The 18,103-nt window shown below is 60.6% G+C and carries 14 protein-coding genes and 1 pseudogene; 7 read left to right on the top strand and 8 right to left on the bottom strand.

Annotated features, from left to right (window positions below; genetic code table 11):
* Positions 1-69: 69 nt before the first annotated feature.
* The 6 genes from ACVIN2_RS14485 to ACVIN2_RS14460 form a co-directional block, all read right to left on the bottom strand.
* The gene (locus ACVIN2_RS14485; RefSeq protein ID WP_456766090.1) at positions 70-1,059 is read right to left on the bottom strand and encodes an ABC transporter ATP-binding protein; all 990 of its coding nucleotides are present in this window, start codon (positions 1,057-1,059) and stop codon (positions 70-72) included.
* A complete protein-coding gene (locus tag ACVIN2_RS14480) occupies positions 1,056-2,027 on the bottom strand; it encodes an ABC transporter ATP-binding protein (protein WP_456766089.1) in 972 nt (323 codons plus the stop codon). The genes ACVIN2_RS14485 and ACVIN2_RS14480 overlap by 4 nt, the downstream gene beginning before the upstream one ends.
* A gap of 5 nt (positions 2,028-2,032) precedes the next feature.
* On the bottom strand, positions 2,033-2,923 hold the full coding sequence (locus ACVIN2_RS14475) for an ABC transporter permease (RefSeq protein ID WP_456766088.1): 891 nt from the start codon (positions 2,921-2,923) through the stop codon (positions 2,033-2,035).
* Position 2,924: 1 nt separating this feature from the next.
* A complete protein-coding gene (locus ACVIN2_RS14470; protein WP_456766087.1) occupies positions 2,925-3,842 on the bottom strand; it encodes an ABC transporter permease in 918 nt (305 codons plus the stop codon).
* A 64-nt stretch (positions 3,843-3,906) separates the two neighbouring features.
* Positions 3,907-5,427, bottom strand: a complete 1,521-nt coding sequence (locus ACVIN2_RS14465) for an ABC transporter substrate-binding protein (protein WP_456766086.1) — start codon at positions 5,425-5,427, stop codon at positions 3,907-3,909.
* Between the two features lie 667 nt (positions 5,428-6,094).
* Positions 6,095-7,021, bottom strand: coding sequence for a LysR substrate-binding domain-containing protein (locus ACVIN2_RS14460; protein WP_456766085.1), 927 nt, complete (start codon positions 7,019-7,021; stop codon positions 6,095-6,097).
* A gap of 376 nt (positions 7,022-7,397) precedes the next feature.
* On the opposite strand from ACVIN2_RS14460, the gene ACVIN2_RS14455 reads away from it, so the two are divergent.
* The 3 genes and pseudogenes from ACVIN2_RS14455 to ACVIN2_RS14445 form a co-directional block, all read left to right on the top strand.
* Positions 7,398-9,476, top strand: a complete 2,079-nt coding sequence (locus ACVIN2_RS14455; protein WP_456766084.1) for an FAD-dependent oxidoreductase — start codon at positions 7,398-7,400, stop codon at positions 9,474-9,476.
* Between the two features lie 631 nt (positions 9,477-10,107).
* On the top strand, positions 10,108-11,331 hold the full coding sequence (locus ACVIN2_RS14450) for a pyridoxal phosphate-dependent aminotransferase (RefSeq protein WP_456766083.1): 1,224 nt from the start codon (positions 10,108-10,110) through the stop codon (positions 11,329-11,331).
* A 57-nt stretch (positions 11,332-11,388) separates the two neighbouring features.
* Positions 11,389-11,574 (top strand): annotated as a pseudogene (locus ACVIN2_RS14445) (hypothetical protein); the annotation flags it as partial.
* Positions 11,575-11,739: 165 nt separating this feature from the next.
* Here the strand turns inward: ACVIN2_RS14445 and ACVIN2_RS14440 are convergent.
* Complete coding sequence (locus ACVIN2_RS14440; protein WP_456766082.1) at positions 11,740-11,937, bottom strand: hypothetical protein; 198 nt, start codon at positions 11,935-11,937, stop codon at positions 11,740-11,742.
* A 145-nt stretch (positions 11,938-12,082) separates the two neighbouring features.
* Here ACVIN2_RS14440 and ACVIN2_RS14435 point away from each other — a divergent pair, with 145 nt between their 5' ends.
* The 4 genes from ACVIN2_RS14435 to ACVIN2_RS14420 are packed head-to-tail and all read left to right on the top strand — an operon-like array spanning position 12,083 to position 17,168.
* Positions 12,083-13,630 (top strand): ABC transporter substrate-binding protein, encoded by a 1,548-nt coding sequence (locus ACVIN2_RS14435; RefSeq protein ID WP_456766081.1) that lies wholly within the window; start codon positions 12,083-12,085, stop codon positions 13,628-13,630.
* Between the two features lie 12 nt (positions 13,631-13,642).
* On the top strand, positions 13,643-14,641 hold the full coding sequence (locus tag ACVIN2_RS14430) for an ABC transporter permease (RefSeq protein ID WP_456766080.1): 999 nt from the start codon (positions 13,643-13,645) through the stop codon (positions 14,639-14,641).
* Positions 14,638-15,507, top strand: coding sequence for an ABC transporter permease (locus ACVIN2_RS14425; RefSeq protein WP_456766079.1), 870 nt, complete (start codon positions 14,638-14,640; stop codon positions 15,505-15,507). The genes ACVIN2_RS14430 and ACVIN2_RS14425 overlap by 4 nt, the downstream gene beginning before the upstream one ends.
* Positions 15,504-17,168 (top strand): ABC transporter ATP-binding protein, encoded by a 1,665-nt coding sequence (locus ACVIN2_RS14420; RefSeq protein ID WP_456766078.1) that lies wholly within the window; start codon positions 15,504-15,506, stop codon positions 17,166-17,168. Before ACVIN2_RS14425 ends, ACVIN2_RS14420 begins: the two co-directional genes overlap by 4 nt.
* 152 nt (positions 17,169-17,320) lie before the next feature.
* Here the strand turns inward: ACVIN2_RS14420 and ACVIN2_RS14415 are convergent, their stop codons facing one another.
* Complete coding sequence (locus ACVIN2_RS14415) at positions 17,321-18,100, bottom strand: enoyl-CoA hydratase-related protein (protein ID WP_456766077.1); 780 nt, start codon at positions 18,098-18,100, stop codon at positions 17,321-17,323.
* Positions 18,101-18,103 lie beyond the last annotated feature (3 nt).

Genomic DNA, 18,103 nt, shown 5'->3' with positions numbered 1-18,103 from the left:
CGGCGCGCCAGTCCGGGGCGGTCGGCGGTCTCGATCTGCCGCGCTTGGACATGGGCGGCGGTTTCCTCGTCAGTTCTTGCTCTGGGGCAGCCCCGCGGGCGATAGCGGATAAAGATGGCAGGCCACGGCATTCTCGCCGCCCGGGTCGCGGAGGAGCAGGGGCGTGACGGTGTCGCAGGGCTCGAAGCGGCGAGCGCAGCGCGGGTGGAAGGGGCATCCCGGTGGCGGGTTGAGCGGGTCGGGGAAGGCCACTCCGAGATGCGTGTCCGGTAAGCCGAGGCCGGGCTCTGGCGTGAGCACGGAAGCGAGAAGGGCCTGCGCGTATGGGTGGCGCGGGTTGCGGAAGAGACTCTCCGTGTCGGCCAGCTCGACCACGCGGCCGAGATACATCACCGCCACGCGGGTCGCGATGTGCTCGACCACCGCCAGATTGTGGCTGATAAACACGTAGGTGAGGCCGAGCTCCTTCTGCAGGTCCATCAGCAGGTTCAAGATCTGCGACTGGACGGAGACGTCCAGGGCGGAGGTGGGCTCGTCGCAGATGACGATTTCGGGGGTCATCACCAGCGCCCGGGCGATGGCCACGCGCTGGCGCTGGCCGCCCGAGAGCTCCCGCGGGTAGCGGTCCGTGAAGCGTTGGGGCAACCCTACGCGGTCCAGAATGTCGAGCACCTTGAGCCGGCGCTCCTCGGCCGTGCCGACGCCGTGCACTTCGAGGGGCAGGGCCACGATGGAGGCGATGGTGCGTCGCGGGTTAAGGGACGAGTACGGGTCCTGGAATACGGGCTGGACGCGGCGTGCCACCGTCTTGTGGCCGAGCTCGCGGATGTCCCGCCCATCGAGCGCGATGGCGCCGGCGGAGGGGGGCAAAAGGCCCAGGAGCATCCGGGCCAGGGTGGACTTGCCGCAGCCGGACTCGCCCACGATGGCGAGCACCTCGCCCTTGCGGATGTCGAGCGTGACGCCGTTCACGGCGTGCAGGGTCCGGCGGCGCCGGAATATGCCCTGGCCCACGTCGAAGGAGCGGGTCAGGGCGTCAGCCGTCAGGAGCGCGTTCACGCGGCCTCCTCCAAGATGCAGCGCCAGCGATGGCCCTCGGTCTCGCGGACGGGCGGCTCTTCGGCACAGACCGGGCGCACGAGGGGGCAGCGGTCGCGGAAGCTGCAGCCCTGGACATCGCCGACCAAGGACGGGACGACACCCGGAATGGCGCCGAGCTGGCCGCCACGGGCGGTGCGGCCAGGGACGGGGACGCAGTCCAGGAGGCCGCGCGTGTATGGGTGGCGCGGATCGCCGAAGAGAGCGGCGGCGGGGCCTTCCTCCACCACCTGGCCGGCGTACATCACGGCCACCCGATCGGCGATACGAGCCACCACGCCGAGGTCGTGCGTGATCAGCATAATGGCGATGCCGAACTCCTTCTGGAGGTCTGCGAGGAGCCGCAGGATCTGGGCCTGGATGGTGACATCCAGCGCGGTGGTCGGCTCGTCCGCGACCAGCAGCTCCGGCTCGCACATCAGGGCCATGGCGATCATGACGCGCTGGCGCAGGCCGCCAGAAAGCTGGTGCGGATACTGGCCGAGCCGCTCCGACGGGGCAGCGATGCCGACCTTGCCGAGCAGGTGGACAGCCCGCTCGCGCGCCTGGGCGGCGCTGGCACAGCGGTGAAGCCGGTAGGGCTCGGCGAGTTGGTCGCCGATGGTGTAGGCCGGATTCAGGGCCGTCATCGGCTCCTGGAAGATCATGGCCATGCGGTTGCCGCGCAGCGCGTTGAAGCGCTTGCCCGGGGCGCGGCTCAGGTCCTCGCCGGCGAAGGACAGGGATGCGGCGCGACGGCGGGCGCCCTTGGGCAGCAAGTCCATGATGGCGAGTGACATCATCGACTTGCCGCAGCCGGACTCTCCGACCACGCACAGCGTCTTGCCGCGGTCGACCTTGAGGGAGATGTCGCGGACCGCGTGGAGGACACCGCCGGTGGTGGCGATGTCGACGCTGAGGTTGCGCACGTCTAGGATGGTCTCGGTCAATGGCATCAGCTCCGGCGATCCGGCGAGATGACGTCGCGCAGGCCGTCGCCGGTCAGGTTGATGGCGAAGATTAGCAGGGCGAGCGCCGAGCCCGGAATGGCGATCAGCCAGAAGGAGAAGAACATGTAGGCCTTGGCCTCGGAGATCATCAGGCCCCAGGATGCCAGCGGGGGCTGCACGCCGAGGCCCAGGAACGACAGGGCCGCCTCGAGCAAGATGGCGCTGGCCGCCTCCAGAGTCGCCACGACGATTAGCTGCGGGGCGATGTTGGGCAGCACCTCGCGCAGTATGATGTGCGCGGTCGAGGCGCCGGCCGCGCGGGCGGCGGCCACGTAGTCCTGCGAGCGCACCTGCTGGGTGGCGCTGCGCATCACCACTGCGAAGCGGTCCCATTTCAGCAGGCCGAGCACCAAGATCACGATCCACAGCGAGCCGCCGACCATCGCCACCACGGCCAGCGCCACCAGGATCACCGGCAGGGACAGCCGGGTGGTGACGATAAAGGTCATTGCCATGTCCATGCGCCCGCCGAAATAGCCGGCGAGGAGGCCCATGGCCGTGCCGATCAGGCCGGCGATGACGACGACGTTGGCGCCGATCAGCAGCGAGATCCGCGCGCCGTAGAGGAGGCGGGACAGGTAGTCACGGCCAAGCTGGTCAGTGCCGAGCGGGTGGAGCCAGCTTCCCTTGGCGTACCAAAGGGGCGGCATGGTACGCTGCGACAGGTTCTGCACGTAGGGGTCGTGTGGCGCGAGCAGCGGCGCGAAGATGGCGACCAGCGCGATCAGCGCGAGCAGGCCGGCACCGGCCAGGAAGGCGGGCTGGCCGCGCATGCGGCGCAGCAGGCGGGCAGTCCAGGACGGCTCAGCGGCCGGAGAGGGGAGGGCGACGCTCATCTCAGGCTACTCGAATGCGGGGGTCGAGCCACGCGTTGGCGATGTCGGATACCAGCGTGAGCAGGACGTAGATGACGGACAGCATCAGGACGATGACCTGCATGACCGGGAAGTCCTTGTACGTGATGCTCTGGTAGGCGAGATAGCCCAGCCCATCGAGGGCGAAGATTGTTTCTATCACCACCGAGCCGCCGAGCAGGAAGCCGAGTTGGACGGCCGTGAGAGCCACCACTGGGACCACGGCGTTGCGCAGGGCGTGCTTGAAGATCACGGTACGGGCCGGCAGGCCCTTGGCGCGTGCCGTGCGGATGTAGTCGGCCGAGAGCACCTCGATCATGCCGGCGCGGATCAGCCGCATGAAGGCAGGAGCCACGTAGTAGCCCAGTGCGATGGTGGGCATCACGAAGTGGAGCCACGTAGAGGACCCCGACACCGGCAGCCAGCGCAGCGTGATGGAAAACAGCATTACGAGGCAGAGCGCGAAAAAGAAGTTCGGCAGCGCCTGCCCGACCACGGCGACGCCGAGCGCCAGGCGGTCGATCCAACTGTTTGAATACACTGCCGCCAGCACGCCCAGCGGGATGGAGATCAGCAGGGCGAAGACTAGCGAGCTGAGGCCCAGCAGCAGGGTCACGGAGATCTTCGCCGACACGAGACTGCTCACGTCGGTCTTGAAATAGATGGAAGTGCCGAAGTCGCCATGTAGCGTCTGCCAGAGCCAGGACAGGTACTGGAGGACGAGCGGCCGGTCGAGGCCGTAGGACTGACGGATGAGGTCGATGTCCTCCTGGCGCGCGCCCTCGCCGGCGATGGCGGCGGCCACGTCGCCCGAGAGGCGGACCAGGAAGAAAGCGAGGGCCGAAACCGCAAGGGCGACCAGCAGGGCCAGCCCCAACCTCTTGACGATATAAGCGATCATGACAGCCTCTGGGCATCCCCGGCCCTGGCCGCGAGCGCTCGCGGCCAGATTCCATAGTTGAGCATCACTTCCAGGTCGTCTCCCAGAAGCGGGGAATCTCGTCCGGATAGGCCTTAAAGTTCAGTTCCGCGTTCGCTACATAGTAGACCGGCAGGGAGTAGAGCGGGACCGCATAGGCCTTGTCGGCGATGATTTTGAGCGCTTGCTTATAGGAGTCCTTGCGCACCTGAGGATTAAGCGAGCTGTTGCCCTTTAAGAGCAGATCGCGGACCTCTGGGTCCCGGTTATCGTCCTCGGCAGTGAAGGCGAAGTAGTTCGGAGTGGCAGCCGAGACATCGTTGACCGAGTTCGAACCCCAGGTCTGGTGGGACAGCATCTCTTTGCCGCTGGCCCTAACGTCGCGGATCGCCGCGTATTGCAGGAAGCGCAGGTTGGTACGGATGCCGACAGCTTTGAGATAGCCGATGATCGCCTCAGTCTGGTTGCGCTCGCGGTAGGCGATGATGTCGAGGTCGAGGCCGTTCGGATAACCGGCCTCGGCCAGCAGCTTCTTTGACAGGGCCGGGTCGTAGTCGTAACGCGCTGCGCCCTCGTCCGTACAGCCGAACTGGGACGGGAAGCAGATCGTATTCAGCACGCGCGAACCCGCGCCGACGATTTCTTTCGCCATCGTCTCGCGATCGATGGCATGGTTGATGGCCTTGCGCACCCGCTCGTCCTTCAGGGCAGGGGCGGGTGTGCTATCGGTGGTGTTCATTTGTATGAACACGATGCGCATGGTCGCGCCCGAGACCACTTTCAGGGCCGGGACCTGCTGCAGCTGTTCGGCCTGGTCCTTGGCCACGCTCATGATGAAGTCAACGCCACCCGAAAGAACCTCGGCGACCTGCGTCTGCCGGTCGGGAATAAAGCGGATCTCGATCTTGGAGATCTTCGGCTGGTGCTTCGGCGAGTCCTTGAAATATTCCGGGTTCCTGGCCAGTGTGATGGATTTTCCCGGCACATAGCTTGAGACCATGTACGGGCCGGTCCCGACGGGTTTTTGATTCTGACCCTTGGGGCCGACCTTCGCGTAATACTCGTTCGGGTGGATCACCACGGGGCCGGCCAGGTACTCGATGGCCGCCGGAAATACCTGCTTGGTGATCACCCGTACCTTGTACTTGTCGACCTTCTCGGCCCTTTCGATCCAGCTGACGCTCTGCTGGGTGACGACCTTGTTCTCGGGATTCGAGATGAAGTTCAGGGTATAGACGACGTCATCGGCGTCGAACTCCTCGCCGTTGTGGAACTTCACGCCCTGGCGGAGGTCGAATTCTAGGGTACGGTCGTCGATTTGGCGCCACGCCGTGGCGAGCTGGCCCTTGTACTCGCCCGTGTCGGGATCGCGATAGACCAGAGTGTCCCATACATGCTGGCCGATAATGACCCCGATGCGAACGTTGTTAAAGAACGGGTCAACGCTCTCGGGGGCCTGGTCATAGGCGACGCGTAACGTGTCGTCCGCCTTGCCGGCCAAGGCCGGTCCTGCGGTCGCGGCGGTGAACGCCAAGCCAGCAAGGGCCATCAATCGCAAGTTATTCATATTCGTTCCCTAATCCCTAATTCTTGTCTTGTTATATTGAGCCACACACTTGGCGCTCTTCGGCGCATTGAATTGGTGAGGTGCATTCATTTCCAATGCACCGAACCCAGCATGTCTTGCTGGCTGCCGTGCGAGCTTTCGTGGGCCCAAGCGCTGCTCGTCAGGGCTCGGCTACCCTGGTTGGGTTGCCAGTTACTCCTCTCCGAAGGACACGGCTCTCATGCCTCCAGGAAAAACCAACCGTTCCGTATGCGGCCAGCGTCGTCCTGAGAGATGCACGCGCGCAGCAGAAGCCAGGGCCGGTTCAGATCTGACACTTCGTCTATTATTGGCAATCTGTCAACATGGATAAAGATAGAGAGTCTGGCCGGCGCGTGCTTCCAGGTGTCGGAGCACGATAGCTCCGTCTTGCTTGCTAGTTGCCGCAGAAAGAGTAACTCGCGCAGGAGTGCCGCCCGCCACTCATTGCGCCATAGGCGAGGACGAAGCCAGCTGATACTGCCCGCTACTCCGCCCCAAAACCGCCCCGCGGAAAGCGGATTGACGTGGTCTCGGTCAGTGGGGGAAGGCCGTGTGGTTAGGGCGTTTACAGCTCGGTGCCAATGCTCCCGGCGCCCATGTCAGCGGCAGCACTGGACGCTGCTCAGGCTACGATGATGGTCGCGCTTCAGGCCATGCGCCCTGAAATAGAGGCCAAAATGGCTTGTGATGTCGAGATGATCCAATCTCCAACATCTTCGGCGAGGCGTCGTGAAGGACCGTAGCCGGGATAGACCAGACAATAGCTTCTGCCTGTCCTAAGCGTCCGTGGCAGCGCGGGTACAAGCAGGCCCTCTCGGATCAGATATCCGCAGGATGTCACGTATCCCAACGCGACGCCGCGGCCATTCAAGGCTGTTTGGATAACGACGGAATAATCCGGTACCCTGATTTCCCGCGTGGGCGCATCAAGGGCCTGGTTGGTCTGCTCAAGAAACTCCTGCCAGGCTATGCGAGGTGTCACAAGCGTGACAAGGGTGTGAGCGCTCGCGTTTGCTGGGCGGTCTAACATTCCATTTCGTGCGATGTAATCGGGTGACGCAACAGCAATTAGCCACTCGGGCGCGAAGGATATAGCGCGATCCCCGGTGGCAACCTTGCTGTCGAGGCGCAGGCCCAGGTCACATGAACCCATCGGTCCCATAGCCTCCCCGCTGGTCAGTTGGAAGTTGAGAGTTGTATCGGGGAACGCGTGACGGAACTCGTCCATTTGAGGAATTAGCCAGTGAGCTGCAAAGGCAGTTGACAGCGATAGTGTCAGCGCGTCAGGCCGCCTGGGTTTGGGTGAAATTCGATCGATCGCCGTTTCCAGAGCCATAAAGGTTAGCTGAATCGCCTGGTGCAGGGACTCGCCTTCCGCCGTAAGAGCCAGCTTTGCTTTCTCTCTTTTAAACAGCTTCACTCCGAGATGATCTTCTAGGGCCGCAATGCCTTTGCTGACCGCCGGCTGCGTGACATTCAGAAGTCTGCCGGCCTCGGAGAAGCTCATTGTCTTGGCAGCTGCTTCGAAGGTGAAGAGTGCGGAGGCAGAGGGTAGTTTGGTTCGCAAGCTCATAATGCTGAGTTATACCCTTATGAAGCGGATGTGCATTCATAGAAGCCAATTCTTGTGGTCTGTTTCCAAAGGCCGAGAGCACACAGCCTATCCGACGCCGGTCGCGCCGACCTAACCTGAATGAATAACAGGTCGCGTCTACAGGAAAGCTAAATGAAAGTATTTTTCATGAACTCGGAATTGTTGTTCGCAACTGGCCAGTCTCAGGCTGTTGAGGAACACCGAGTCAGGTGTAGGACGAGAGACAGATTGATCGAGGCGTCTGCCAAGGTCTCGTGACGTTCGGTGCACCTTCAGGGCAGGCACACGTCAGACGCTTCGCGAATATGTAAATCCCCCAGATAGAGCGACGGTCGACGAAGCTCTCGCGGGTTTCATGAGTAATGCTCGCTGCGTCTGCCCAGCAGTTAGGAGTGATGTGATGGAAGAAACTCGGAAAGCTACAAAAGACCCTCTCCTGCAGCCGATTACAATACGGAGGTTGCGCCTCAAGAATCGTGTGATGAGCACCTCGCATGCCTCGGGTATGGACGACGACAACATGCCAACCCTGCGCTATCAGCGGTATCACGAAGAAAAAGCCAAGGGTGGGCTGGCGCTCACAATGTTCGGAGGTAGCTCCAATGTCGCACCGGATTCACCTTCCGTGTTTCGGCAACTGGACGTCGGAAGCGACAGGATCATTCCTTACTTCCAGCAATTTTCCAACAGGATTCACCAGCATGGCGCTGCGCTTATGTGCCAGATCACGCACCTGGGCCGACGAGGCGACGCGCAAGCGGCTGCGTGGCTGCCTACGATCGCGCCGTCGGCGGTGCGTGAAGAGCTGCACAGGAATTTTCCTCGCGAGATGGTTCGCCAGGACATCGACCGTGTTGTTCGGGCATTCGGCCAGGCGGCTCGGCGATGCCGGGAAGGCGGGCTCGACGGCCTGGAAACATTGGCGGGCGGACACCTGATCGGCCAATTTCTCTCGCCACTTACGAACCGAAGAACGGATCATTTTGGTGGTCACATCGAGAATCGCGTTCGGTTTGCGCTCATGGTGCATGAGGAGATACGCCGCCAAGTCGGGGACGATTTCATCGTTGGTATGCGCCTCTCGCTCGACGAAGGGGAGGGCGGTCTGCGTTTTGAAGATGTCCTGCAGGTGGCCCACATCCTCAAACGCGAAGGGGCCGTAGATTTCTTCAATTGCATGGTGGGTCGCATGGATACCGAGCTGACTTTGGTTGAAGAAAACATGCCGGGAATGAGCCGCCCGCTAGCCCCTCATCTGGACCACGCTGGACGCTTTCGACGGGAGATCGGCTTACCGCTTTTTCACGCCGCTCGTATTACAGACTTGGCGACTGCACGCTTTGCGGTCCGCGAGGGGATGCTCGACATGGTTGGGATGACCCGCGCCCATATCGCTGACCCTGAGATCGTCAACAAGCTTGCGCGGGACCAAGAGGATCGGATCCGTCCATGCATCGGAGCATCGCATTGCCTTCATAAGAAGCCCCATTGCATTCACAACCCGGCATCCGGCCGCGAAACGGTACTTCCCATGACCGTTGCAACTAGCCCGAGGCCGGGGAAAAAAGTGGTCGTGGTAGGTGGAGGGCCGGCAGGACTGGAGGCTGCGCGGGTAGCTGCGGAGCGCGGCCACAAGGTCATACTTTTCGAGGCTGCAACACGCTTAGGCGGGCAGGTCCAGCTGGCAGCGAAGACATCCTGGAGAAAGGATCTTATCGCAATAGTCGACTGGCGCTCCAGCGAATTGGACCGGCTTGGGGTGGATGTTCGTTTGAATTCCTACGTAGAAAGCGCCGACGTTCTGGCTGAAGAGCCCGACTATGTTTTCATCGCGACTGGCGGTATCCCCACGGGACGCGATTTTCCAGGGGCAGAACTTGCTGCCTCAAGCTGGGACTTGCTGTCAGGGGACTTGCGTGCCGAAAAGGATATACTCATCTGCGACCAGATCGGCCGCCACGAAGCGGTTGCCACAGCGGATCATTTGTCGCGCATTGGGCATGATGTCACGTTGGTCACCACGGACGCGTATGCCGCGCAAGAGATGGGTTACGCCGACCGTGTCATTTTTCACAAACGACTTGCAGAGCAGTGTGTAAAAACGCTGCCCTATCATAAGCTGGCCGCAATCAGGCGCGATGGCAACCGGCTCGTCGCAACGCTGATCCATCAGCTGTCAAAGGCTCGGACCGAAGTTACGACCCAGCAGGTTGTTTTGGAGGCAGGAACGGAGCCCGCGGCAGATTTGTTCGAGGCTCTGCGGAAGCAATCAAGCAATGAAGGAGTAGCTGACATTGACGCAATGGGGCAATGGGCGCCCCAGCCGACATGGCCCGGCCTCGGGTTCGTTCTGCACCGGCTCGGTGATGCCGTAACCTCACGCAGCATTCATGCCGCAATACTAGAGGCGTATAGGCTGACAGTTGATCTTTGATCATTCGATGATTGACATTCGCGCGATCGGGCTCGCTCGGTGCAGCAGCTCAAGACGCTGCAAATCCGCACTCGCCCGGAACCCCGATCCGCAGCGAACAGATCAGCCAACAGCTGAGCGACACCTGTATCTTTGGACCATGGAAATTGGTTCCGTGTCGCCTCAGCTGAGAACGCCGCGCCGGCATCATTTGGGCAGTACGACGATGGGCAGATCGAAGGCTGCCAGGAGGGCCTTGCGGTCCGAAGATGCAGCGACGGCCGGGGTATTCCGACCGCGCCTTGGCCGAAGTGATGGGGCCAGCGGTTGACCGCGTCGATTCCACCTGGTTCCAACCCATGGGGCTTTCCCGCTATTTCAACGGCTAAAGCCACGCGAACTTGTCGCGGCAAGGTTCGCGCCCAACCAATCTCTCACCATATTTTCTTCGACGAGGTCGCCCAACGTCAATTCCCTGCCGATGTTTTCTTATTGACCTTTCCGTGCCGTGCCCGATCAGGGGAATAAAGTCTTGACACTATGTCAACATATGACATTTTGCCAAAGTGGCCGGGGGGGAGCACTCGGTCAGTTGAAATCAGGCGGCAACCAACGAAATGGCCGCCCAAGGGCAAGAGCCTGGGGAATCTAAATGCGTTATTCGTCCCGAGTGGACCGGATCAGCGGCAGCAGCGTCAGTGCCTGGGACATTCATTTGGCCGCACGAAAAGCCAAGTTGCGGGGCGACAACGTGATTCTGCTGTCTGTCGGCGATCCGGATTTTCCGACGCCTGCACCCATCGTCGAGGCTGCGGTCTCGGCTTTGCGCGCCGGCGATACGCATTACACGGAGATTCTCGGCCGGTACGAGTTACGGAGGTCGATCGCGGAGCGTCATTCACGCTTGTCTGGCCAGGAGGTGTCGGCCGAAAACGTCATCGTCCTTGGTGGCGCGCAGAACAGCCTGTTCTCCGTCGCGCAGTGCCTTTTCGAGAAAGACGACGAGGTCGTTACTCTTGAGCCGACCTACCTTACCTATCATGCGAGCGTCGGCGCGAGCGGTGCCACTCTCATCCCGGTGCCGCTGTCCGTCGAAAAAGGAATGCGTCTCGACACGCAATCGCTGGCCGCGGCTATAACGCCGAAGACGCGAGCCTTTTACTTCGCCAATCCTAACAACCCGACGGGCGTCGTGATGACGCACGAAGAACTCGAGGCTATCGCCGATCTCGCTCGGCGGCACGACCTTTGGATCGTTGCTGATGAGGTCTATGCCGAGCTCACCTTTGAGGCGCCCCATGTCTCGATCGGGGCCCTACCGGGCATGGCGGAGCGTTGCGTCACGATCGGCTCTCTGTCGAAGTCGCATGCGATGACGGGATGGCGCATGGGCTGGACCATAGCGCCCACTGCCCTGATCGAACACATGAGCAATCTCTCGCTTTGCATGCTTTATGGCCTGCCTGGTTTCGTGATGCAGGGCGCGCTCAAAGCGATCGCCGAGAGCGACACGGTCACGGCGGAGATGCGCGCCGTTTATCGCCGTCGCCGCGACTTGGTCTTCGATCTACTAAGCGAAGTGCCCGGTCTGCGGTGCGCCAAGCCGGAAGCTGGTATGTTCATGCTCGTCGACGTGAGAGCTACCGGGCTGTCAGCGCACGACTTCTCCTGGAGCTTGTTTCGAGAGGAGGGAGTATCGGTGCTCGACGCATCGGCTTTCGGTGAGAGTGCCGAAGGGCATGTGCGGCTCTCCTTCACGTTGAGTGACGAGCAGCTCGCCGAGGCCTGCCGCCGACTCGCTCGTTTCGTGAGGGGTAGCAAGGCTGCCGAGACATTCTCGGCCGGTTCGCGCCCACCGAAATTCACAGGCCTCTGAAAGAACGGGACGCTTCTTTTGGCGTTCTAAATTAGCGAACGTCTGAAGAACGGTATTTCGCACGACGAGGGGCTTGAGATCGCGCGGCGTCTGACCGCTTCTGGCTCAATAGACTTCATCAACGTGATCCGGGCTCATATCGATACCGACGAGGGTCTGAGCCACGTGATTCCGGGCATGGGCGCGAGGTCCGCTCCCCATCTTCTTGATTTCGCCGGCGAGGTGCGAGCTGCGACGAATTGGAGGAGCGGATCATTGGACAGTGGCATTGCTCTTTCTCTCCTGCGCCTTGGGCGGCGGCGACTCTCGTGCACCAACTGCCTCGTAATTTTTACTATATGCTGCGTGCGATCTGGGGCCCAAGCGGGGCCAGCGCTTACTGACTAGCGTTGCCAAGCGGTCATTAAGTTACGGTTTGTCGTCCTGTGCGCGTTCGCAGGTAAGGCATTTTATTGCACGGGGCACGAACCACTGCTCGTGAACGGCGTGGCCGATAACCGGGCTGGCAATTCCGAAAGTCATATCTTCGGCCATTGCTGCGATCGGCCGCCAGATGATGGCGCACTGAAGCTGGATATGGGCATTCCGCATCAGCATGTCGAGCAAACTGCCTTTCTCGCGGTGTCGCGGCCTGAATGATTCCTGTTGACAAAATGGCAGCGTTTGACAAAATGTCAATAAGGACGCTTGTAACCGCCATGTCACGCGGTACATGAAGATGAACAGTAACGATCCCGGGAGAGCGACCAAGATGGCCAACCAAATTCCGAATCGTCGCGATTTCAACAAATCGCTGCTCGCTACAGGCGCGACACTCGCAGCCAGCGCGTCCCCGCTGCGTGAAGCCTTCGCGCGACCTGCCCGTGGCGGGCGGCTGCGCGTCGCGCTTCACGTGCAAAGCGCGCAGGACACGCTCGATCCTGCGAAATTCGCGCAAACTTCGGAATATGCGCGCGGCTTCATGCTCTACAACGGGCTCACCCGTATCGATGGGGCTGGGGAAGCTGTGCCTGAGCTTGCGGAGTCTTTCGAGGCAAATGGCGACGTAACCGAATGGTACTTCAAGCTTCGGAAGGGCGTGACGTTCCAGGATGGGAAGACGTTCGATGCTGAGGACGCCGTGTACTCGATCATGCGTCATAAGGACCCGAAGGTTGCCTCTGCTTCCAAGGGCCTGGTCGAAGACATTGTCGACGTGACGGCAGATGGAAAGGACGGCGTTCGGATCAAACTCAGCGCGCCGAATGCCGACATCCCTGTCCTGCTCGGTACGTTCGGCTTTCTGATCGTAAAGAATGGGGCGACTGACTTCTCGACGGCGGTCGGGACTGGCCCCTTCCGGCTCAAAGAGTTCAAGCCGGGCGTCCGCACCGTTGTGACCCGGAACGAGAATTACTTCAAGTCGGGGCGACCCTATCTCGACGAGATCGAGTATTTCGGTATCGCAGATCCAGTCGCACGGCTGAATGCCCTCATCGCCGGCGATATTCACATGATGTCGGACCTGCGACCGAATGCGATCGACGAAGCAAAAAGAGCGTCGGGAATTGAGGTGTTCTCGACGCGGTGCCCCCGCTTCGTTGAGTTCGCAATGATGTGTGATCGGGCGCCAACGAACAATCCGGATTTCCGCCTCGCGGTCAAAAACTTGCTCGATCGCGAACGGATTGTGAATCAAATCTTGAAAGGCTACGGCGTCGTCGCGAATGATCACTTCGTGATGCCGCAGAGCCCGGTCTACAACAGCTCTCTGCCGCAGCGCGGGGTCGACATCGACAAAGCAAAGTTCCACTTGAAAAAAGCGGGCATGGAGAACGCCAGTGTTGAGCTCCACGTCTCGGAAGCCGTTCAGAACAGTATTGAGATGGGGCTTGTGCTGCAGCGCGAGGCCGCTCGTGCCGGACTTACGATCAACCTGAAGCGCGAGCCATCCGACGGTTACTGGTCGAACATCTGGATCAAGCGCCCCTTCCACGCTGTTCAATGGAATCCGCGGCCGACGGAAAGTATCATGGCGACGCTGGTTTGGAAATCAGGCGCCAAATGGAATGACACTCAATTCAAGGATACGCGCCTAGATCAGCTCATCGATACTGCTCGCGGTACCGTCGACCTAGCCAAGCGCAAGGAACTCTTTTGGGAAATCGAGAAGATCGTCTACGAGCAGGGCGGGAACGCGATCCCAGCTTTCGTTAGCTATATCGATGCTATCTCGAGCAAGGTGAAGGGGCTGAGTCCCATCCCAACGGGCAACCTTGGCGGCTTCAACTTCGCCGACAGCGTTTGGCTCGAGAACTAACGGATCACTTGCTTGGGCGGTGAGAAGATCATCTCCCTCTTTGAGAGTTTGCCTATGGTCCAATTGATCGCTCGTCGTGTGCTGCAGGGGGTGCTGACGTTGCTCCTGGTTTCTCTTCTAGTCTTCGTCGGAACTGAGCTGCTGCCTGGCGACGTAGCGCAAGCTGTGCTTGGGCAGAGCGCCACTCCCGAAAGCGTTTCGGAGTTGCGAGCTCAAATGGGTTTGGATCGGCCAGCGCCTCTGCGGTACCTCAGCTGGCTTTTCGGCATCCTGCATCTCGATTTCGGTATGTCGCTCGCAAATCAGACCCCGGTGAGTGTGCTTATTGGTGACAGGCTCGGACACACGCTGGTCTTGGCGGCTCTGTCCGCGGCGGTGGCGGTTCCGTTGTCATTCGCCATCGGACTGACCGCCGCGACCCGGCCGGCCAGCAAGTTCGACCGCGTCAGCTCTATCGCGGTTCTGTGCGTTGCTGCCTTACCGGAGTTCTTCCTTGCAACTGTCTTGGTGCTCATCTTCGCGGTGAATCTCCGCTGGTTGCCGGCGATCGCGTACGTCACTGAATACCGGTCGATCAATCAGTTTGTAACCTCGCTAGCGATGCCGGTCGCGACCCTCGCCGCCGTCATCATCTCACAGATGGTTCGTATGATTCGTGCAACAGTAGTGAACGTCCTCTCGTTGCCCTATATCGAGATGGCGGTACTTAAAGGCGTGCCGTTCCGCCGTGTGATCCTGGTACACGCGCTACGTAACGCAATCGGCCCAATCGCCAACGTCGTCGCGCTCAATCTTGCGTACTTGGTGAGCGGAGTCGTGGTTGTTGAGACGATCTTCGCATACCCAGGTTTGGCGCGCCTGCTCGTCGATGCTGTTTCCTCCCGCGATTATCCGGTAATCCAGGCCTGTGTGCTTATTTTTTGTGTTGCCTATATTGGCTTGATGCTGGTTGCCGACATCGCGGCAATCCTCGGCAACCCACGGCTACGACACGCGGCGGTGAAAAAATGAGCGCCTTCACAACTAATTCGACCACCACGTCGCTGAAGCCTCGGCGAGTTCAGCTGAGCATTGGCGCGCTAATCGCCGTAGCGATTCTCCTTTTTTGGTCCTTCGTAGCTGTGTTCGGTCCATTGCTTGCGCCGTATAACGAGGCGGACATCATCTCCGATCAAAACTTGGCCCGACCTGCTGCCGCATTCTTCCTGGGCACGGACTATATCGGGCGTGACATTCTCTCTCGCTTGATGGCTGGAGCCCGGACGACGCTCGGAATGGGGCTAACCGCAACCCTGATCGCCGAGTTCGTTGGAGTTTATCTGGGTTTGTTCGCTGCGATTCGCGGCGGCTTAGTCGACACCCTGATGAGCCGGCTAAATGATGCACTCCTTTCGTTCCCGCACATTATGATGGGCCTGGTCGTCATTGCGGCACTCGGCTCATCGATCCCGGTGCTCATCGCCACGAGCGGATTCATCTACGCCTCGGCGGTGTTCAGGATCGCGCGAGCGCTTGCCATGGAGTTGCGGGAGATGGAGTTTATCGAGGCGGCGCGTGCGCGAGGCGAGGGCGTCTGGTGGGTGCTCTTTCGGGAGATGTTGCCGAACGCTGCGTTGCCGCTGCTCACCGATTTTGCGTTACGACTTTCTTTCATCATCTTGTTCATGAGCAGTCTGAGCTTTCTCGGATTGGGCGTGCAACCGCCGGTGGCCGATTGGGGCAGCATGGTCCGGGAAAATATCGAGGGATTGGGATCTGGCTCTCTGGCGCCCATCATTCCGGCAGCGGCAATCGCGAGCATCACCGTTGCTTTGAATCTTCTTGTCGATGAACTGTCATTGCGTTCCGGGCGAGACTACAGCGGGGCGCGCGAATGAACCGCCGCGTCCTTGAGGTTGAAAACCTCACTATCGAAAACGTCGCGACGCGAGCGCCCGTTGTGCGCGGCGTCAATCTTGCTATCGCGCCTGGGGAAGTGCTTGCCATCATCGGCGAGTCCGGTTCGGGAAAGACTACTCTTGGTCTTACCGCACTCGGGCATATCCGGCCGGGATTGAAGGCTACCTCAGGACGCGTGCTGCTTGATGGAGCTGATGTCTTTACGCTTGACCCTGCCAAGCTTTGTAAGATCCGCGGTAGCCACGTCGCGTACGTCGCGCAGAGTGCCGCAGCCAGCTTTAATCCGTCGCTCATGATTGGAGAACAGGTCATCGAGCCGGCGTTAGTTCACCGAATTATGCCCGCCGATCAGGCCCGCGCCCGATCACTTGAACTCTATGGCGAGTTGGCTCTGCCCGATCCCGTTCACATCGGAGCGCGCTACCCTCATCAAGTCTCAGGTGGCCAACTGCAACGCCTCATGGCCGCCATGGCGATCTGTTGCGGGCCGAAGCTTCTCATTCTGGATGAACCGACAACCGCCCTGGACGTCACAACCCAAATCGGGGTTCTTGAGGCATTCAAACGCGCGATCCGGCATCAAGGGGCAGCGGCGCTCTACATCAGCCATGATCTCGCCGTCGTGTCCCAGATCGCTGACAGGATATTGGTGATTCATAACGGGGTCGTCCAAGAGGAGGGCAGCTCCGAATCGGTCATTACTGCACCCAGGGCGCCGTACACTCGTACTCTGCTTGCGGCTTGCAAAAAATGGACGCCGGGTGCCGTTGCTGCGCCCACCGCAATCGCCGGGCCGCCGCTCCTTAACATTTCGAACGTCACCGCTGGTTACGGACGAAATAGAGCCCAAAATCCCGTCGTAGTAGCCGTGAAGTCAGTCGATCTTGTCGTGCGCCGATCTTCGGTACTCGCCATAATCGGTGAATCCGGGTCGGGTAAAAGCACCTTGGCGCGGGTTGTCGCCGGCCTGCTTCCTCCTGCCCACGGAACCATTCAACTTGCCGGAGAGCGGCTGCCGGACACCGTCCAGAAACGATCAAAAGACGCGTTGCGCCGCATCCAAATGGTCTTCCAGTCCCCCGATGTCGCTCTCAATCCTGCGCATACCGTTGGGCAAATTCTGGGTCGACCGCTGACCCTCTTCCGAGGCAAGGCTGCCGGCGAGCGCGGCGAACTAGTGAGAGATCTCTTGGAAATGGTGCAGTTGCCACCCGAATTTGCGCTGCGCAAGCCTGACCAACTCTCTGGTGGCCAGAAGCAACGAGTCAATCTCGCTCGAGCGCTTGCCGCAGACCCCGAACTTATCCTTTGCGATGAGATCACGTCAGCTTTGGATACGATAGTCGCGGCCTCGATCATCGAATTGTTGCGTCGCTTAAGAACTGAGCGCGGATTGGCGTTCATGTTCATTACACATGACATCTCTACTGCCGCCAGCTTCGCCGACGAGATTGCCGTTATGCACCGCGGCGAAATTGTGGAGCGCGGCCCGACAGACGAGGTGCTGAACAGGCCTCGACATGCGTACACGAAAATTCTAGTGGCCTCGGTCCCGCAACTCCAGGCTGGCTGGCTTGAAGGCGCTGTGGCCAGGCGCGAACGGTTGTTGGGGGCCGGTGGCCTCGCGCTGGCAGATTGAGAGCGATGATGTCCAAGGGACCCCGTCGCGTTCTCCAGCCGCTTGAGACGCGTGGACGCCCGCGCGGCTGCATTCCGCCGTGTTCCATTTCCTTGGATGTCTTCGCCCATTGCAGCACGATCCCAGCCGTCTCGGTGAGGCTGCATAGTCATTCAACGTCCTCGCCAGCGCGGCGGCCGCTTTTCGGCGAACGCGCGTGGTCCCTCCTTAAAATCCTCGGAAGCACGCAGCCTATGGTAGGCCGGGCACGCGTCGCTCCGCATAACGCGGTACGCTTCAGGCAGCGGCAGGTTCTCAGTTTTCAGCAGCACCTCCTTGTAGGCTGCAATCGCAAGAGGTGCCGAGGTGCAGATGCTATCCGCAAGTTGACGCGCGTGCGGGAGAACCTCGGTTCGTGGCGTGACGGCGTTGACCAGCCCACGTTCCAGCGCTTCATCAGCGCTCATGCGCCGCCCGGTGAGAAACATCTCCATCGCGATCGCGTACGGCAATCGGCGCGGCAAGCGGAGCACGCCACCCGCATCGGCGATGACTCCGACGCGTGCCTCCGGGAGAAGAAACTCGGCATGCTCAGCTGCTACGACGAGATCGCAAGCCAGCACAAGTTCGAAACCGCCGCCGGCGGCGAGGCCATTCACCGCGGCGATCACTGGCTTGGCAATATCGAACAGCTCCGTAAGCCCAGCGAAGCCCCCCTGACCCCAATCGCGGTCCGGCGATTCGTCAGCACCGGACTTGAGATCCCAGCCGGCCGAGAAGAAGCGTTCGCCGGCACCGGTAACTATACCCACGCGCAACGAAGGATCGTCACGCAATGTAATGAACGCTTCGCCAAGCGCTCGGCTCGTTGCTCCGTCGATCGTGTTTGCGCTCGGTCGATCCAACACGATCTCGAACACCGCCCCGTTGCGCCGCGAATGCACATTCATCATCTC

This window comes from Bradyrhizobium sp. USDA 3650 (assembly GCF_054057395.1).
Note: the sequence above shows the minus strand (reverse complement) of the source record. Positions and strands in the feature narration are given on the sequence as shown.

Excerpts from the sequence above, each read along its gene's own strand:
- ACVIN2_RS14415 (WP_456766077.1), bottom strand. The coding sequence starts at position 18,100 with ATGATGAATGTGCATTCGCGGCGCAACGGGGCGGTGTTCGAGATCGTG.
- ACVIN2_RS14465 (WP_456766086.1), bottom strand. The coding sequence starts at position 5,427 with ATGAATAACTTGCGATTGATGGCCCTTGCTGGCTTGGCGTTCACCGCC.
- ACVIN2_RS14435 (WP_456766081.1), top strand. The coding sequence starts at position 12,083 with ATGGCCAACCAAATTCCGAATCGTCGCGATTTCAACAAATCGCTGCTC.
- ACVIN2_RS14420 (WP_456766078.1), top strand. The coding sequence starts at position 15,504 with ATGAACCGCCGCGTCCTTGAGGTTGAAAACCTCACTATCGAAAACGTC.
- ACVIN2_RS14450 (WP_456766083.1), top strand. The coding sequence starts at position 10,108 with ATGCGTTATTCGTCCCGAGTGGACCGGATCAGCGGCAGCAGCGTCAGT.
- ACVIN2_RS14475 (WP_456766088.1), bottom strand. The coding sequence starts at position 2,923 with ATGAGCGTCGCCCTCCCCTCTCCGGCCGCTGAGCCGTCCTGGACTGCC.
- ACVIN2_RS14425 (WP_456766079.1), top strand. The coding sequence starts at position 14,638 with ATGAGCGCCTTCACAACTAATTCGACCACCACGTCGCTGAAGCCTCGG.
- ACVIN2_RS14460 (WP_456766085.1), bottom strand. The coding sequence starts at position 7,021 with ATGAGCTTGCGAACCAAACTACCCTCTGCCTCCGCACTCTTCACCTTC.
- ACVIN2_RS14455 (WP_456766084.1), top strand. The coding sequence starts at position 7,398 with ATGAGTAATGCTCGCTGCGTCTGCCCAGCAGTTAGGAGTGATGTGATG.
- ACVIN2_RS14470 (WP_456766087.1), bottom strand. The coding sequence starts at position 3,842 with ATGATCGCTTATATCGTCAAGAGGTTGGGGCTGGCCCTGCTGGTCGCC.